15 protein-coding genes and 3 tRNA genes are annotated in these 16,931 nt (G+C 60.1%); 8 read left to right on the forward strand and 10 right to left on the reverse strand.

All coding sequences use genetic code 11. The features are described 5' to 3' along the window. The 3 genes from ACP7BS_RS22155 to ACP7BS_RS22165 form a co-directional block, all read right to left on the reverse strand. On the reverse strand, positions 1-119 hold a 119-nt coding region (locus ACP7BS_RS22155), incomplete at its 3' end, for a GTP-binding protein (protein WP_426123582.1). A gap of 267 nt (positions 120-386) precedes the next feature. Further along, positions 387-460 (reverse strand) — tRNA-Gly (locus ACP7BS_RS22160). A 23-nt stretch (positions 461-483) separates the two neighbouring features. Beyond that, a tRNA-Tyr gene (locus tag ACP7BS_RS22165) sits at positions 484-568 on the reverse strand. A 218-nt stretch (positions 569-786) separates the two neighbouring features. Here ACP7BS_RS22165 and ACP7BS_RS22170 point away from each other — a divergent pair. Further along, complete coding sequence (locus ACP7BS_RS22170; protein WP_426230057.1) at positions 787-1,668, forward strand: TrmH family RNA methyltransferase; 882 nt, start codon at positions 787-789, stop codon at positions 1,666-1,668. A 4-nt stretch (positions 1,669-1,672) separates the two neighbouring features. Here ACP7BS_RS22170 and ACP7BS_RS22175 read toward each other — a convergent pair whose 3' ends face one another. The 3 genes from ACP7BS_RS22175 to ACP7BS_RS22185 all read right to left on the reverse strand — a co-directional run bounded on the left by ACP7BS_RS22175 (position 1,673) and on the right by ACP7BS_RS22185 (position 3,029). After that, on the reverse strand, positions 1,673-1,945 hold the full coding sequence (locus ACP7BS_RS22175; RefSeq protein WP_426239851.1) for a hypothetical protein: 273 nt from the start codon (positions 1,943-1,945) through the stop codon (positions 1,673-1,675). A 77-nt stretch (positions 1,946-2,022) separates the two neighbouring features. Beyond that, positions 2,023-2,238, reverse strand: coding sequence for an alkylphosphonate utilization protein (locus tag ACP7BS_RS22180; protein WP_426230056.1), 216 nt, complete (start codon positions 2,236-2,238; stop codon positions 2,023-2,025). Positions 2,239-2,402: 164 nt separating this feature from the next. Beyond that, positions 2,403-3,029 carry an FMN-dependent NADH-azoreductase gene (locus ACP7BS_RS22185; protein ID WP_426230055.1) on the reverse strand — a complete coding sequence of 209 codons (627 nt, stop codon included), beginning with the start codon at positions 3,027-3,029 and terminating at the stop codon, positions 2,403-2,405. A gap of 142 nt (positions 3,030-3,171) precedes the next feature. Here ACP7BS_RS22185 and ACP7BS_RS22190 point away from each other — a divergent pair, with 142 nt between their 5' ends. From ACP7BS_RS22190 to ACP7BS_RS22215, 6 genes are all read left to right on the forward strand, one after another. Next, positions 3,172-4,116 carry a LysR family transcriptional regulator gene (locus tag ACP7BS_RS22190; protein ID WP_426239852.1) on the forward strand — a complete coding sequence of 315 codons (945 nt, stop codon included), beginning with the start codon at positions 3,172-3,174 and terminating at the stop codon, positions 4,114-4,116. An 81-nt stretch (positions 4,117-4,197) separates the two neighbouring features. Then, positions 4,198-4,929 carry a YoaK family protein gene (locus ACP7BS_RS22195; RefSeq protein ID WP_426239853.1) on the forward strand — a complete coding sequence of 244 codons (732 nt, stop codon included), beginning with the start codon at positions 4,198-4,200 and terminating at the stop codon, positions 4,927-4,929. 117 nt (positions 4,930-5,046) lie between these two features. Next, positions 5,047-5,122 (forward strand) — tRNA-Thr (locus tag ACP7BS_RS22200). Between the two features lie 192 nt (positions 5,123-5,314). Next, positions 5,315-6,160 (forward strand): glycosyl transferase, encoded by an 846-nt coding sequence (locus ACP7BS_RS22205; protein ID WP_426230052.1) that lies wholly within the window; start codon positions 5,315-5,317, stop codon positions 6,158-6,160. 149 nt (positions 6,161-6,309) lie between these two features. Further along, entirely contained in the window at positions 6,310-7,083 is a 774-nt protein-coding gene (locus tag ACP7BS_RS22210; RefSeq protein ID WP_426230051.1) for an NAD kinase, read from the forward strand. 257 nt (positions 7,084-7,340) lie between these two features. Beyond that, a complete protein-coding gene (locus tag ACP7BS_RS22215; protein WP_426239945.1) occupies positions 7,341-7,841 on the forward strand; it encodes a hypothetical protein in 501 nt (166 codons plus the stop codon). A 95-nt stretch (positions 7,842-7,936) separates the two neighbouring features. Here the strand turns inward: ACP7BS_RS22215 and prfB are convergent. The 4 genes from prfB to ACP7BS_RS22235 form a co-directional block, all read right to left on the reverse strand. Further along, a protein-coding gene (gene prfB, locus ACP7BS_RS22220) for a peptide chain release factor 2 (protein ID WP_426123054.1) occupies positions 7,937-9,068 on the reverse strand; the annotation gives its coding sequence in 2 pieces (ribosomal slippage) (positions 7,937-8,998 and positions 9,000-9,068; 1,131 coding nt in all). A gap of 99 nt (positions 9,069-9,167) precedes the next feature. Then, a complete protein-coding gene (locus tag ACP7BS_RS22225; protein WP_426230049.1) occupies positions 9,168-11,621 on the reverse strand; it encodes a penicillin-binding protein 1A in 2,454 nt (817 codons plus the stop codon). 374 nt (positions 11,622-11,995) lie between these two features. Then, the gene (locus tag ACP7BS_RS22230; protein WP_426239946.1) at positions 11,996-13,156 is read right to left on the reverse strand and encodes an N-acetylmuramoyl-L-alanine amidase; all 1,161 of its coding nucleotides are present in this window, start codon (positions 13,154-13,156) and stop codon (positions 11,996-11,998) included. Positions 13,157-13,463: 307 nt separating this feature from the next. After that, a complete protein-coding gene (locus tag ACP7BS_RS22235; protein WP_426230048.1) occupies positions 13,464-13,763 on the reverse strand; it encodes a hypothetical protein in 300 nt (99 codons plus the stop codon). Between the two features lie 242 nt (positions 13,764-14,005). Here ACP7BS_RS22235 and ACP7BS_RS22240 point away from each other — a divergent pair, with 242 nt between their 5' ends. Beyond that, positions 14,006-16,885 (forward strand): Rne/Rng family ribonuclease, encoded by a 2,880-nt coding sequence (locus tag ACP7BS_RS22240; RefSeq protein WP_426239854.1) that lies wholly within the window; start codon positions 14,006-14,008, stop codon positions 16,883-16,885. Positions 16,886-16,931: the final 46 nt, after the last annotated feature.

Raw genomic sequence — 16,931 nt, forward strand, 5'->3', positions numbered from 1 at the left:
TTGTATTCGCCGAAATACTTCGTGATCGCTGCCGTCAGCGACGTCTTGCCATGGTCGACGTGGCCGATCGTGCCAATGTTAACGTGCGGCTTATTGCGCTCAAATTTGCTCTTTGCCATGGGGTCAAGTTTCCTGTGATCAATGAGAATGCACCATACCGGCGGCGCCGGTTTGGGGAGGCGTTTAAGGGTTTCGGGCGGAATGCGCAAGACTTAATTATTTTGCGCGCCGTCAAGGCCTTGCGGCCTGGATGAAGCCTATGTGGGGATGATGCTTGGCAATTCCAATGCCTGCCGCGCCGAAGGCGGAAGCAATCTCAAATCAACGGCTTGCAGAATTTTTTTAAAGCAAGGCCATAGAGGCAGCAGACGGTGGGAGCATTTTGATGGAGCGGGTAGCGGGAATCGAACCCGCGTATTCAGCTTGGAAGGCTGCTGCTCTACCATTGAGCTATACCCGCGGGTCAAGATCCGTCTGACAGAATGGTGGAGGGAGTTGGATTTGAACCAACGTAGGCTGAGCCAACGGATTTACAGTCCGTCCCCTTTAACCACTCGGGCATCCCTCCATTATTCTGTCGGGATCAAGCGACCAAGCTTTGCAGATCAAAGTGTTGTTTGCCGGGGCAAGTCAGCCCTTCAATCTGCGCCGGGTATATGACGGTCCCGTTTCATCCTGTCAACACGGCGCCTCAGAAAAAGTTGGGAAAATTGCGATAAAGATTGCCAGCTGCCGATTTCGCGAAAAACGGTTCCACGCGAACCGCATCGTCAGTATAAGACGGGTATGAGCAAAGATAATCCGGGCGACAAGAACGCCAAAGACACCCATTACGCCACTCTTCGCCGCGCGCATCGCGATGGCAAACGCGAACGCGGCGAAATTCCGACACCCGTGCAGGACAAGCGCAAGAAAAGCGCTGCACCAGACTGGAAGGCGCCGCAATTGGCGCCCGATCAGGTTCTGCTCTACGGCATCCATACGGTGCGTGCAGCCCTCGACAACCCCGAGCGCAAGATCACCAAGCTCTCCGTGACGCAGAATGCGCTGGTGCGGCTTGAAACCGGACCGATCGAAGACCTCGGCTTCCCCGTGGAAATCGTCACGCCGCAGGACCTCGACAAGATACTGGGACCGGACGCCATCCATCAGGGTGCGATGCTGGAAACGGTTCCCCTGCCCGTCCGCCGCCTTTCGGCACTCAATGACAGCCCTTTGATTCTCGTCCTCGACCAGGTGACCGATCCGCACAATGTCGGCGCCATCATGCGCTCGGCCGTTGCCTTCAATGCCGGCGCCCTGATCACGACACAGCGCCACAGCCCGACCGAATCGGGCGTCATGGCCAAATCGGCCTCCGGCGCTCTGGAAATGATCCCCTATATCCAGATCACCAATCTCGCCGACGCGCTGGAAGAGCTGCACAAGCTCGGCTTCGTCTCGATCGGTCTTGATTCGGAAGGCCCGGAGCCGCTCGAACAGACACTCTCCGGCGCAAAGATCGCACTCGTTCTCGGTGCTGAAGGCAAGGGATTGCGGCAGAAGACACGCCAGACCGTCAACGCGCTTGCCCGTCTCGACATGCCGGGCGCCATCAAGTCGCTGAATGTCTCCAACGCGGCCGCAATCGCCATGTACGCGGCACGCGGCCATCTGGCCAAAGCCTGACACGCTACCGTGTCAAAGGCAGCACGGCAACCGACAAGCGGGCTTCGGGGCATTCGTCCCGGAGCTTGCGCCAAGTCATGACGTTGAGCTCTTTTTCGCAGCGCGCCAGGTAGGCGGTGTCGCCCACCCGGATACAGGTCGTCTGGCCGAGTTCGAGTCTGGAACCGTCCCGGTTTCTGCAGGTGCAAATGGGATCGGCAGCAACGGACGCACTGAGAGAGGTTCCGGCAAAGGCCGAAACAAGCGCCACCATCCAGAGTGCCGGAACGCTTTTCATAAGCAGAGTGTAATACAAAAACGCGGTGCGTCGAGTCCCGCCGAACGTACCGACCGCAGTCCGCTGATCCTTGCGGCTCAGGCCTTCTTGAGAAACTCCGTGCGCAGCACCAAGCCCTTGATCTTGGCATGCCGGCATTCGACTTCGTCCGGATCTCCGGTCAGGTGGATGCCCTTGATCATCGTGCCGCGCTTCAAGGTTTCGGATGTGCCCTTGACCTTGAGATCCTTGATCAGCGTGACATTGTCTCCCTCGACGAGAATCGCGCCGTTGCTGTCCCTGACATCCGTCATTGCCATTCCAATCCGTTTTCCGTCGGGCCAGGCCCTCTGACGTCGGCTCTACCGCCTCGCGGCATCCCTGTCCAGCGCACGGTACGCCGTAATGGCGCCAACAAGTCACGCGAAAGCCGGGCACCTGTTGCCCGGCTTTCCCTCACACAGATTCAGCCAGTCGATCAGGCCGCGATATCGAAATGCCCCCGGCCGGCAATAGCCTTTTCAGCCTCGGTGATGGCGGCTTCCTTCGAGTCCGGGCTGATGGCCAAGCCTTCGGCACGGACGAATTCGACATTGGTGATGCCGATGAAACCGAACACCGTGTTAAGATAGGTTTCCTGGTGATCCATGGCGCTGATCGGCGACGCACCGGAATAGTGGCCGCCGCGGGTCGAGGCGACGATGACCTTCTTACCCTTGGCGAGGCCTTCGACGCCCGCCTCGGTATAACGGAACGTCGTTCCGGCCACGAGAATGCGGTCGATCCAGGTCTTCAGCTGGCTTGGAATGGCGAAATTGTACATCGGTGCGCCGATGACGACGACGTCGGCGGCAAGAAACTCGTTGAGCGAGGCGCGGGCGGCATCGAGCTCCGAAACCAGGGTCGGGTCGAGGCCTTCCGGGTTGGCGGAAGCCGCCATCAAATGGGAGCCGTTGAGATGGGCAAGCGGAGCGGCGGCAAGATCGCGGTAGGTGACGCTGTCACCGGGCCGTTCGGCCTTGATGCGCGCGACGATCGATGCGGTCAGACGGCGGGAAACCGAATGATCTCCGAGAATGCCGGAGTCGATGTGGAGAATGTTCATGATGGCACCTTTATGTGCGTGTGGCGTTTGGGTGCATCACATATGAATTTAAAACAATCCGCTGATAAGCTAACCCTTTTTCGACACGCCGTTTCCTGATAGAAACAATGGTGGCGGTCATCGATGGAAACGAAGGTGTGACATGCAGGACCTGAACGATATCGCGCTGTTTGCCGCAGTCGTGAAACACAAGGGCTTTTCCGCAGCTGCGCGTGCCCTCAACGTCCCCAAATCCAAGCTCAGCAAGCATGTGGCCCGGCTCGAGCAGCAGCTCGATGTCCGCCTTCTCGAACGCTCGACCCGCAAGCTGCGGGTGACGGAGATCGGCCAGGCCTTCTATGAGCGCTGCGAAACCATCCTGTCCGGCGTCGAGGCCGCCGAAGCGGTGGTTGCCGCAGCAAAGAGCGAGCCGACGGGTGTCGTGCGTCTTGCCTGTCCGATCGGCTTTGCGCCCCTCGTCGGCCATATCCTGCCCGCCTTTCATCGGCGCTATCCGGACGTCCGGCTGCTGATCACCGCCTCCAATCGCCGGATCGACCTGGTCGAGGAGCGCATCGACATTGCACTTCGGGCGCGCGCCCAACTGGATACGGACAACAACCTCATCGTGCGCAAACTGGGCGAGGCGCGTCAGTTTCTCGTGGCCAGCCCTGCACTGATGGCGCGGATCGGCAATGTGACGATCGAGACGCTCGGCACGATGCCGACGCTGTCGATGAACGAGCAGCATCTCTCCGATACCTGGCATTTGAACCACGCCGATGGAACGAAGCGGGACATTACCCATCAGCCCATCATCGGCTGCGGCGATTTCGGCATCCTCGAACGGGCGGCCATCGAGGGTGTCGGCATTGCGCTTCTGCCGGACCATCTTTGCGGCCGGGGAATAAGAACAGGCGTCCTGGTGCCAGTGCTGCCGGAATGGGGCTCGAACGCCACCATAGCCCACCTGGTCTTCACGTCCCGCCACGGCATGCTGCCATCGGTCCGCGCACTCATCGACTTCATTGCCGACAATCTGCCTAGTGCAATGTCGCGCTGCACCGAAATCGATCCACCGACAACTGTGCGGGAAGCGGCGGAATAGGAGCTGCCTCTTAAGGGGCCAGGCCTATGATGCGGGCGTTTCACACAATCGGATCATATCCGGCGGAGGCAAAGTAGAATCATGACACGGGAGCGGCGGCGGCGCATCATCCGGAAGCGGCGCACGGGACTTGGCATCGTCCTCGTCGCCGCCATCTCGTTTCTCGCCGGCATGACGGATGCGGCCGGCCTTCTGATTGCCGGCAGCTTCGTCTCTTTCATGAGCGGCAACACCACCCGCGCTGCCGTCGCGCTCGCCGACGGGAAGCCGGCCTATGCGGGAATTCTGCTCGGCGCCCTTTTGATGTTCGTCGCCGGCAACGCGCTCGGGATCATCATCGCCCACAACGCTGCCCGGCGGGCGTTTCGCGTCCTTGCCGGCGTTACCGTCCTGCTTGCGTTTGCCGCCGTCATTACCGATCCAGATTTTGCAACGCTGCAATTCTACGCGATCGTGCTGGCCATGGGGCTCGTCAATGCCGCCGTCGAGCACATCGAAGGACTACCGATCGGGCTGACCTACGTGACCGGCGCCCTCTCCCGTTTCGGTAAAGGCATCGGCAGCTGGATCGTCGGCGCGCCGCGGCCAGACTGGTCGCTGCAGATCGTCCCCTGGCTTGGCATGGTGTCCGGGGGCATCTGCGGTGCCTTTCTCGAACGGGCGCTTGGCGCTGGTGTACTTTGGCTGGTCTGTGCGCTGTCGGCAGCGCTGGCGATTCTCACTTTTTCCATCCCCCCGCGGCTGCAACGGCGCCTCGCTCACCGCGCGCCACTGCAGGCGGCAAAAATGCGGCCGACAAAACCCGGCCAGTAATCAGCGCAAAACCACGATCGTTGCGCACTCAACCCGTGCCGGTGCGAAAAAGCAGCTGCCGACAGCATTTTTGCTTTACACGCGACCAGAATATGCTAATTCCCAGCCGCAAGTGCTGCCCTTATAGCTCAGTTGGTAGAGCACCTGATTTGTAATCAGGGGGTCTCGGGTTCGAATCCTGATGGGGGCACCATTTTTCCGCTGGCAAAATCCTCATTACCCGAATGTTTTGGCAACTCGCGGTGAGTTGGCGTATCCGATGGATTTGCAATTGCACACTTAGAATCAGGTCGCAGCAAGCTTATATAAGCAGTCGCGATACGCCGTTGGAACGGGCTTGAACGCCTGAGCGAAAAGCCGCGGCGCGAAATGAGGAATGACAAGCATGACGGCGGATGTCCTGGCTGCAAGTGGCGGCGTGAAACAGATTATTTGCATCAACTGGGGCACGAAATACGGCGCGCCGTTCATCAACCGGCTCTATGCGATGGTGGCGCGCAACATCACGCCCCCCTTCACCTTCACCTGTTTTACCGACAATCGGGATGGTCTGCGGCCAGAAATTCACCTGGAGGACCTACCGCCGCTGAATATCGAAAAGATGCCGGTGAAAACCAAGGGCATCTGGCCCAAGGCGCGCCTGTGGGGGCCTACTCTCGGCAGTCTGACCGGCCCTGTGCTGTTCCTCGACCTCGACCTTGTGATCGTCGGCTCCCTCGACTCCTTCTTTGAAATGGGCGGGCCGGATGATGTGATGATCGCCCAGAATCAGACCACGCCATTCGAGCGGCTTGGCCAGACATCTTTGTTCCGGTTTCCGGTCGGCAAACTTGTACCGCTGCTCGAGAAATTCCGCGCCGACCCGCAAGGGGTCGCTGACAAATATGAATTCGAACAACGGTTTGTCACCCGCAACGCTCCGGGCGGCGTCAAATTTTTCCCTCGCCGCTGGGTCCTGCATTTCAAACAGGATTGCCGTTGGCCGATCCCGCTGAACTATTTCCTGGTGCCCCGCCTTCCTACGAACGCCAAGGTCATCCTCTTCCCGCGCAACTTCTTCCCGCAGCATGCGATTGATGGGCAGTTCGGCGAGAGCGGGCATGCCACAACACCTCTCGACCATATTTACGGCGTGTTTGACGCGAGCCGGCGGAAACGCAAGGCACCGTTCAAGTACCTGCGCCAATATATCCTTCCAACACCGTGGGTCGCCGATCATTGGCGGGAATGAAGTTCAATCTTTTCTTCCCCGCAATGTTCTTTTGTGCATGATAACGTCTGTATTCTCTGCAGCGGCGCCTTCTGTCGGACTTCCAGACGGACCACATTTCGGGCCTTTCCATTTGGAACGGCCCTTATCGTAAAACAGACAGGCATTTCATGGCTCGCACGTTCAAAACCATCGCCTTCGCCGCTTCCTCCACCGACGAAGCCCAGGCGGCGGCAGAGGAGCTGATCGCGCTATACGGCCAGGAAGATCCGGACGAAGCAGACGTGATCGTGGCGCTTGGCGGCGATGGCTTCATGTTGCAGACGCTGCACAAGACGATGAATTCCGGCAAGCTGATCTACGGCATGAACCGCGGCTCGATCGGCTTTCTGATGAACCGCTACAGCACCGAAAACCTGCACAAACGCCTGGCAGATGCCGTGGAGAACACGTTCCGTCCGCTTGAGATGCAGACCACCGATGCCGACGGCAACAGTTTCAAGGCGCTGGCGATCAACGAGGTCTATCTGTTTCGCCAATCCTATCAGGCGGCCAAGCTGCGGGTCGTGGTCGATGATCGCGTCCGGCTGGAGGAACTGATTTGCGACGGCGTCCTGCTTTCCACGCCCGCTGGGTCCACGGCCTATAACCTGTCCGCCCACGGGCCGATCCTGCCGCTAGAGGCCCCGCTTCTGGCTTTGACGCCGGTCAGCCCGTTCCGGCCACGGCGCTGGCGCGGCGCATTGCTGCCCAACAAGGTGACCGTCGATATCGCCATTCTCGAACCGGAAAAACGCCCGGTCAACGCGGTCGCCGATCATGTCGAGGTCAAGTCGGTGGTGAAGGTGCGCATCGCCGAATCGGAAAACACGACGGCGCATATTCTTTCGGATCCGGATTATTCCTGGTCGGACCGTATCCTTGCGGAACAATTTTCCAACTAGAAGCTGTAGGCGTCTTTGCTGTCTGCCGCCGCAATACTTTGATTTCGAATCGATTTCGGCCGGAAACTGTGGCAGGGTTGAGTATGCCTTGGTGCCGGCAACGGATCGGCGCAGCAGAGCATCCGGCTTTTCACACGAGTTTACCGAAGGCGACGACGATGCTCCCTATCCCATGTTTCAGCGTGCGTTCGCTTTGGCGGCGGTTGCTGCCGCAACAGCGCGGGTATGCGGCCCGGCCACGCGCAGCCCCACTTTCCGTGCAGTGTCTGGCTGCGCTCGTTTTGGTGTTGCCGTTTGCCGTGGGGGCACCTGCCCGCGCGGACGAGACCGTACTGATGCCTGCCAATATCATTTTCGTGACAAGCACGGGATATTGGGAGGAAAGCGGCGATCCGCTGGCCGTCGTGGATCCGAGTGCTGCCAAGCCGGCGCAGGGTCAACCGGCGGCGGCGCAGCGTGGTTATTACAAGCTTGTCGCCGTGCGCCAGCCCGAGGGCAACGCTCACGTCTTCCTGCAGCAGGTGGCGCTGGATGCGGCCGGTCCCAAAGTTGTCTCGTCGGCGGAGCTTGAGGAATTTTCCGCGATGAAGGCCTATATCACCGATATCAGGCCTGAGACATCCGATGGTATCTCTAACCAGCCCGGCCTGTTCGCCACCGTCTATCTGAAGACCGATCCGACGGCAGCCGAACCTGAGACCTGGACCGTGCTGATCGACGATATCGGCGACATCAAGGTCGAGCGCGAAACGAACTGACCGCACAGTCTTAAAAAAAGCCGGGCGTCCAAAAGAAAAGCCGAGCGATTGGCGGGCCCGGCTTTTCGGATTTTCAGAGGATATGAGAAACAGGCTCACGCCAGATCGTCGACCACGGCATCGGCGCCGCCATTGACGCGGTGGGCGAGTGCCGCCTCCATGAACGCGTTCAAGTCGCCGTCGAGCACATCATCAGGTGCCGTGCTGGCAACGCCGGTGCGCATGTCCTTGACCAATTGGTAAGGCTGCAGCACGTAGGAGCGGATCTGGTGGCCCCAGCCGATATCGCTCTTCGATGCGGCTTCAGCATTGGCAGCTTCTTCGCGCTTCTTCAGCTCCGCTTCATACAGTCGGGCACGCAACATGTCCCAGGCCTTGGCCTTGTTCTTATGCTGCGAACGTTCCTGCTGGCACTGCACGACGATGCCGGACGGCATATGGGTGATGCGCACGGCCGAATCGGTGGTGTTGACGTGCTGGCCGCCGGCGCCCGACGAACGGTAGGTGTCGATGCGGCAATCGCTCTCGTTGATATCGATCTGGATCGAATCGTCGATGACCGGATAGACCCAGATCGACGAGAACGAGGTGTGACGGCGGGCATTGCTGTCGAACGGCGAGATGCGCACCAGGCGGTGGACGCCCGATTCGGTCTTCAGCCAGCCATAGGCATTGTGCCCCTTGACCAGCAGCGTTGCCGACTTGATGCCGGCCTCTTCGCCATCATGAACTTCGAGCAACTCGACCTTGTAGCCCTGGCGTTCGGCCCAGCGCGTGTACATGCGCAAGAGGATGTTCGCCCAGTCCTGGCTCTCGGTACCACCGGCGCCGGAATGGACTTCCAGATAGGTGTCATTGCTGTCGGCTTCGCCGGACAGCATCGCCTCCACCTGCCGGCGGGCTGCCTCCGTGCGCAGAACGCGCAATGCGTCTTCGGCTTCCTTGATGATATCGGCGTCGCCCTCTTCCTCACCGAGTTCGATAAGGTCGATGGCATCCTGCATCTGCTGCTCGAAAGCGCGGACGCTGGTGATGCCGTCGTCGAGATGCTGGCGCTCGCGCATCAGCTTCTGGGCTTCCGCCGCATCGTTCCAGAGGTTCGGATCCTCCGACTTGTTGTTCAACCAGTCCAGCCGTCTTACCGCCTGATCCCAGTCAAAGATGCCTCCTCAGCAGGCTTATGGCCTGCTTGATTTCGTCGACAATGTTCTCGATTTCGGTCCGCATGATCCTGCTTCTTGCGCTCGTATGGAATGTGCGCCGTGAATAGCGACGCCTGCCGCTTATGTAAAGACCGGCAGGCGTCTGCAAATGGGAAGGGTGGGGTTAAAACAGCCCGCTGGAGCCGCGGTTGATGGCGTCGTTTGCCTGCGGCGACGCCTTCAGGATTTCCTCCGGCGGGATGTACTGGTCGGCTCCGCCGATGACCGAGAAAGTGTCGGCCGGGCCGGTGCCGGGCTTGAAGGCCTCGATGATCGTATCCGGATCGCCGTCGGCTGCAGCCATCCCGGTCTTGCGGTTGACCGGGATCAGGCTCATGCCTTCCGGAACGACAAACTGGACCGGGCGCGTGCCCTGCGTTGCGGCCTGCATGAAGTCGTTGAAGACGGGGGCAGCCAGACCGCCACCGGTCGCACCGCGACCGAGCGGTGCCGGGCTATCGAAGCCGAGATAGAGGCCTGCGACCAAGTCCGGCGTATAACCGACGAACCAGGCGTCTTTTTCGTCATTGGTGGTTCCGGTCTTGCCAGCCACAGGGCGATCGAGCTTGATCTTGCCGGCGGCAGTCCCGCGCGAAATCACACCTTCCATCATCGAGGTGATCTGGTAGGCGGTCATCGGGTCGAGAACCTGTTCGCGGTTATCGGTCAGAACAGGCTCTTCCTGTTCCTGCCAATCGGCAGCATTGCAATTGTCGCAGGTGCGATCTTCATGACGGAAGATCGTCTTGCCGTAACGGTCCTGGATGCGGTCGATCATCGATGGCTTGATCTGCTTGCCGCCGTTGGCAAGTACGGAATAGGCCGAAACCATGCGCAGGACCGTCGTTTCGCCCGAGCCCAGCGACATGGCGAGAACCGGCAGCATCTTGTCATAGATGCCGAAACGTTCGGCATATTCGGCGACGAGGTTCATGCCCATATCGTTCGCAAGCCGCACCGTCATCAGGTTACGCGACTTTTCGATGCCGAGGCGCAGGGTCGAGGGACCGGCCGAACCACCGCCGTAGTTTTCCGGGCGCCAGACCTGACCGCCGGTAACGAGCTCGAAGGGGGCATCGAGAATGACGGATGCAGGCGTATACCCGTTATCCAACGCTGCCGCGTAGACGAAGGGCTTGAAGGAAGAGCCCGGCTGGCGCATCGCCTGCGTCGCCCGGTTGAATTCCGATTGGCCATAGGAGAATCCGCCGGCCATCGCCAGCACACGGCCGGTCTGCGGGTCCATGGCGACAAGGCCGCCCTGCACTTTCGGCGGCTGGCGCAGGCGATATTCTCCCGCAGTATCGGTGGGCTCGACATAAACCACATCGCCTGGGCCAACGACACCTTCCGGCGACTTTGCCGACTTGCGGTCCCCGGCGGAGGAACGATAGGCCCACTGCATGTTCTTGGCAGTGATTCGACCAGTCAGCCGGTCGGTGCCAACCTTGCCGCCTGCGTCCTTTTCCGGCTGGATGCCGATATCGGCGCCATCGCCATCGACGGAAAGAACAACTGCCAGCTTCCATTCGGGCACATCGGACAGTGCGTTCAGCTTGCCGAGCGGCTCGCCCCAGTCTCCGCCGATCTCGATTGCCTTCATCGGGCCGTGGAAACCACGGCGCTCGTCATAGGAGACCAGTGCATTCTGCAAGGCCTTGCGGGCTTCGACCTGCAGTCTCGGGTCAAGCGACGTGCGAACGGAGAGACCGCCTTCATAGAGAGCATTGTCTCCATAGCGCTGGATGATCTGGCGGCGGACTTCCTCGGCGAAATAATCAGACGCGAACAGATGCGATCCGCCCCGGCGAACGCTGACGCCGAGCGGCTGCTTCTTGGCCTCTTCGCCATCGCTCTTGGCGACATAGCCGTTCTCGACCATACGGTCGATAACCCAGTTGCGCCGCTCGATCGCCGCTTCGGCCTTTCGGAACGGATGATAGTTTGCCGGCCCCTTTGGCAGAGCTGCAAGGTACGCGGTTTCGGCAATGGTCAGTTCGGTTACGGACTTGTCGAAATAGGTCAGTGCGGCGCCGGCGATACCGTAGGAATTGAGGCCGAAGAAGATTTCGTTCAGATACAGTTCGAGAATACGGTCCTTGCTGTAGGCCTGTTCGATGCGGAAGGACAGGATCGCTTCCTTGACCTTGCGGTCGATCGTCTGGTCGGCGGACAGCAGGAAGTTCTTGGCCACCTGCTGGGTGATCGTCGAGGCGCCAACCGGGCGGCGGCCGGAGCCGAAATTCTGCAGGTTGACGAAGATGGCGCGGCCAAGGCCGGTGATGTCGACGCCGGGATGCTGATAGAAATTCTTGTCTTCGGCCGAAATGAAGGCGGCCTTGACGCGATCTGGAATGGCCTGGATCGGCAAATAGAGGCGTCGCTCGCGGGCATATTCGGCCATCAGCGCACCGTTGCCTGCGTGGACGCGGGTCGTTACCGGCGGCGCATAGCTGTTGAGGACCTCATAATCTGGCAGGTCCTTGGTCACATGGCCAAGATAGATGGCAGCAGCTGCGGCAACGCCGAGCACAAGAAATGCGCCAATGCCGAAGAAATATCCAATCAGTCTGATCATCAGCCAGGTACCGGTATCCAGTTGTCGTTTATCTGTGCGCAGCACATGTTGAAGGTGGGCCTAACCCGCACCTTGCCCGAATGCAATCACGCCAGCGCATTAAACAACGAATGAAACGCGCTCCGGATGTCCGGTGACGCTTCCCCCACGTTGCATGTTTACGGCTGGCCATCTTCGTTCAGATAACCCACCGCACAATTCAGATTTCCGGATAGCGACCGGATTGTGAGCAAAATAGGGCTTGCAGCCGTTTAAACATAGGTCATCCCGTTGAAAACGATAGCGCTGTTACTCGAGCGACACAAATCACAACACATGTAATTACTGATCCAGCCCCTGGAACGGCAGGCGATGAAGCTCGGGCTGAGCCGCCCTCAACCGCCGTTTGCCAAGGTCTCGCCGCGATAGCGGCGCACGGCGACGGCGAGCAAACCGGCGACCTTGCTGCGCCAGACTGGATCGACGAGGAGCTTTTCATCCTCCTTATTGGACAAAAAGCCCAGCTCCAGCAGAATCGACGGCACATCCGGGGCCTGCAGCACACGGAACCCGGCATGACGGTGGGGATTGTTGATCAGGTTGATCTGACCCTCGAATGACGAAACGACGGACCGCGCCAAGTTAACCGAGAATGCCTGCGTTTCGCGGCGCGTCAGATCGATCAGAATGTCGGCAACTTCAGCCGGTTCGCTCTTGAAGGCGACGCCGGCGATCTCGTCCGACAGGTTTTCGCGTGCGGCGAGGTTGGCGGCCAGGTGGTCGGATGCCTTGTCGGAAATCGTATAGACGGTGGCGCCGCGAATATCGCGCTGCTTCAGCGTATCGGCATGGATGGAGATGAACAGGTTGGCACTATGCTGACGGGCGACCTGTACACGCTCCGGCAAGGAAAGAAATTCATCCTTGTCGCGGGTCAGGAACGCTTTGACGCCGTTCTCCTTGTTGAGCGTCTCGACGAGCTGCGCGGCGAAAGCGAGCGTGACGCTCTTTTCCTCCATCTTGGTCTCACTGCCGATCGCACCGGTATCGATACCGCCATGGCCTGCATCGACTGCAACGATGAATGCTCCGGGCGCCGCCGGCTCGACCAGCCTGTCGGTTTTTGCCGCCGTCACGGTGCCAGTCCACTTCTGCTCTTCGATCAGGCTGGAAAAACGCGCCTCGGTCACCCGCTCTGCATCGAGCACCAGGCGAAACCCCTTCCCTTCTTCATCAGCCTTGACGTCCGCAACCGTCACGGCAACGGGCTTGTTGGCCGTGAGCACCACACGAGCACTGCCGGGCCCCATGGCGCCATAGCGGATTTCGGTGAACAGGCCGCGCGCCTTCAGGTCCTCGGGCTTCAGGCCGAAGGAGGTTTCCGGCAGATCGACGATGACACGGGGAGGATTGGCAACATAGTGGACGAAGAAAATCGGCTTGCGATCGAATTCGATCACCACCCTTGTGCGGGCATCGTCGCCGGCAATCCGGGCACCGTAAGCGAGCAACGGCGCATCCGTGGCATGGGCGACTGGCGCCATGGACACAAGCATGAGGCCCAGCAGGCACCGTCGTATCATTGCTGACAGGATCAAATCCGCTTTTCCTTGTTGCACATGCCCGCCGGAGCCGGGTCGTCGCGTCTCCCGAAATCCGGTCTCGATGTCTCGTTTCGGGACAAAGCCCTACACCCGGCGTGTTACCGCCTATGGTACCCTTGACGCCATATGATTAACCAAACCTTGCTTTCCCCACTTTCAAGGCGCACCGGCCGCCCTCTCCGACGCCATTAAAGCGCATAAAGACGGCAGGAAACCGGCACTCCGGCAGTACACACCCCGACAAGCGAATCAATCAATATTATGGCAGTTCCGGCTTTTCCCTTGCCATTGTGACATAGAAAACATAAAAGCCTTGCAGGGAGAAAGTGTTGACGGGATAGAATCGACGACCGGCAGCCAAAGGGTTTTTTAAGCCTTGGCGCCAGAGCGTGATCGGGACGGGTAAAACCGCTTCAACGCAGATCACGTCTCGGACAAGCAGTCGCGCTTCATCCGCCGTCGCTCCACTTTTTCTTCGCATGCTGAATCGAGAAATTCCGGCGGTGGCCGGAGCGTTTATGGTGACGATCACCGCAGGCCCGTGACCGGGCACATTCATCGGGCCGTCAAGGCCTACTACATTGGCATTCTTGTTTGGTCATTAACGTTGTCCCAGCAGTATCGGTCAGAAGTAAACAGGCCCCGGAACAGACTAGTTCCGGCTGCCGTCTGGCTGTTGGACGACCTCCCCAACCATACAGGAACATTCACATCCGGCGAAAAACCTGAGCTGCATGGAAAGTCTCCTCCGGGAGGCAATTTTCCTGCCGTTTCCAGGGTGCGCCGAGGAGCACCACCTACATGGCAGAGAAAATGCTTATCGATGCGTCTCACGCTGAAGAGACGCGCGTCGTTGTCGTACGCGGAAACCGCATAGAAGAATTCGACTTCGAATCCGAACACAAGAAGCAAATACGCGGTAACATCTACCTCGCGAAAGTGACGCGCGTCGAGCCGTCGCTACAGGCGGCCTTCGTCGATTACGGCGGCAACCGCCACGGCTTCCTGGCCTTCGCCGAAATCCACCCCGATTATTACCAGATCCCGCTTGCCGACCGGCAGGCCCTGTTGCGGCAGGAAGCCGAAGAAGCGCGCCGCGACGACGACATCGAGCATGTCGAAACCGGCACGGATCTCGGCCCTGACACAGAGGATGAGTTGGTAGAGACGACGGTCGAAAACGTCGTCGAGATCATCGAGACCGCTGCCGAGCCGGTAGAGACCTTGGAAGCGGCAGTCGAGGCTGACGAAAAGCCGAAGGCAAAAGCCAAGCGCCCGCGCCGCACCAAGAAGGCTGCTGCGGCCGAAGCTGCAGACGGCGACGAAGGCAACGGCGGCGAAATGGCTGCCATGGTCGATACCGACAGCATTTCGGAAGACACACGCGGCGGACGCCGTGGCCACGATGACGACGATGATGACGATGGTCATCACGAGGAAAAGGAAATCATCGAATCGGTTGGCGCCGAAGACGCCATGGAAGAAGTGCCGGACCGGCAGGCCAGCCGCCGTCCGCGCAAGCAGTACCGTATCCAGGAAGTCATCAAGCGCCGGCAGATCCTGCTGGTGCAGGTGGCCAAGGAAGAACGCGGCAACAAGGGCGCAGCCCTCACCACCTACCTGTCGCTTGCCGGCCGCTATTCGGTCCTGATGCCGAACACGGCGCGTGGTGGTGGTATCTCCCGCAAGATCACCAACCTGCCAGACCGCAAGCGCCTGAAGGAAATCGCCCGCGCGCTCGACGTGCCGCAGGGCATGGGCGTCATCCTGCGCACCGCCGGTGCCAACCGCACCAAGGTCGAAGTCAAGCGCGACTTCGAATACCTGATGCGCCTGTGGGAAAACGTTCGCACGCTCACCCTGTCCTCGACGGCCCCCTGCCTCGTCTATGAGGAAGGCTCACTGATCAAGCGCTCGATCCGCGACCTTTACAACAAGGATATCAGCGAGATCATCGTTGCCGGCGAGGAAGGCTACAAGGAAGCCAAGGGCTTCATGAAGATGCTGATGCCGAGCCACGCCAAGGTGGTTCAGCCTTACCGCGACGTGCATCCGATCTTCTCGCGCTCGGGCATCGAAGCCCAGCTCGATCGCATGCTGGTGCCGCAGGTAACGCTGAAGTCCGGCGGTTACATCATCATCAACCAGACCGAAGCGCTGGTTGCCATCGACGTCAACTCGGGCCGTTCGACCCGCGAACACTCGATCGAGGACACTGCCCTCCAGACCAACCTTGAAGCCGCCGAAGAAGTCGCCCGCCAGCTGCGCCTGCGCGACCTTGCCGGTCTCGTGGTCGTCGACTTCATCGACATGGAAGAAAAGCGCAACAACCGTTCGGTTGAAAAGCGCCTGAAGGACCATCTCAAAAACGACCGCGCCCGCATCCAGGTTGGCCGCATCTCGCATTTCGGCCTGCTCGAAATGTCGCGCCAGCGCATTCGCGCTTCGGTGCTTGAATCGACGATGCAGGTCTGCTCGCATTGCAACGGCACGGGCCACGTCCGTTCGCAGTCCTCCGTCGCCCTGCATGTCCTGCGCGGCGTCGAGGAATATCTCTTGAAGAACACCACGCACAATATCACCGTGCGTACGACCCCGGATATCGCGCTCTATCTGCTCAACCACAAGCGCGGCACGATCATCGATTATGAAGAGCGTTTTGGCGTTCAGATCATCATCGAGGCGGACGCCCATGTCGGTGCGCAGCATTTTGCCATCGATCGCGGCGAAGCCGTAGAGAACCCGGTCAAGATCGATCAGATCATCCAGTTCGAGCCAGAAATCGACGAAGACGACGATATCGTCATCGAAGAGGATATCGAAGACGACGAAGAACTCGTGGTCGAAGCCAAGCCGGAACGCGCAGAGCGGGCCGAGCGCAGCGAACGGGCTCCTGCCGAGCCGGGTGACGATCAGGGTAACCGCAAGCGCAAGCGCCGGCGTCGCCGGCGTGGCGGCCGCCCGGGCGGCGACCAGGCAACGGAAGCCGGTGTCAGCGCCGACGATGCCTCCGATGAGGATGGCGATGAGGACGAAGCCGATGACGTTGCCGCACAGGCAGGTTCCGAAGATCCACAGGACGCAGGCCTGAGCGAAGAAGAACGCCAAAAGCGCAAGCGCCGCCGTCGCGGCAAGCGGGGCGGGCGCCGCAATCGTCCGGACGAGGCAGAAGGCGAAAACCTGGCAGCCGACGGCGAAGCCGCTGGTGAAGAAGCTACCATCGATGCGCCAGAAGCGGACGCTGCTGCTGCGGTTTCAGCCGAAGCTGTCGTTTCCGCCGTTGTGGTCGAAGAGATCGCCGAAGCTCCGGTTGTTGCCGAGGAAGAGGTGAAGCCGGCCAAGCCGAAGCGTAGCCGCAAGAAGGCCGTGGCTGCCGTTGACGAGGCCGTTGCCATTGCCGAGCAGGCGCCTGTCGCGACCGCCGATGCGGATGCCCAGGCTGCTGTCGAAGCAAAGCCGGAAGCGGTTGCTGCCGTCGAGGAGCCGGCTGTCGAAAAGGCCGCTGCGGATCTCGGAGACACCAAGCTCGACGAGACGAAACCGGTGCGCGCCAACCGCGATGTCGAGACGATTGCCCGCGAACCGGTGGTCAAGTCGTCCTCCGTTAAGAAGGACGAAGGCGACGCGGATCCGGCAAAGCCCAAGAAGGGCGGCTGGTGGCAGAAGCGCGGCTTCTTCTGAGCCGAACGAACATCTGAGACATGAGACAGGAAAAACCGGCCAAGCG

Source organism: Pararhizobium sp. DWP1-1-3 (assembly GCF_049896125.1).
Lineage (GTDB): Bacteria > Pseudomonadota > Alphaproteobacteria > Rhizobiales > Rhizobiaceae > Pararhizobium.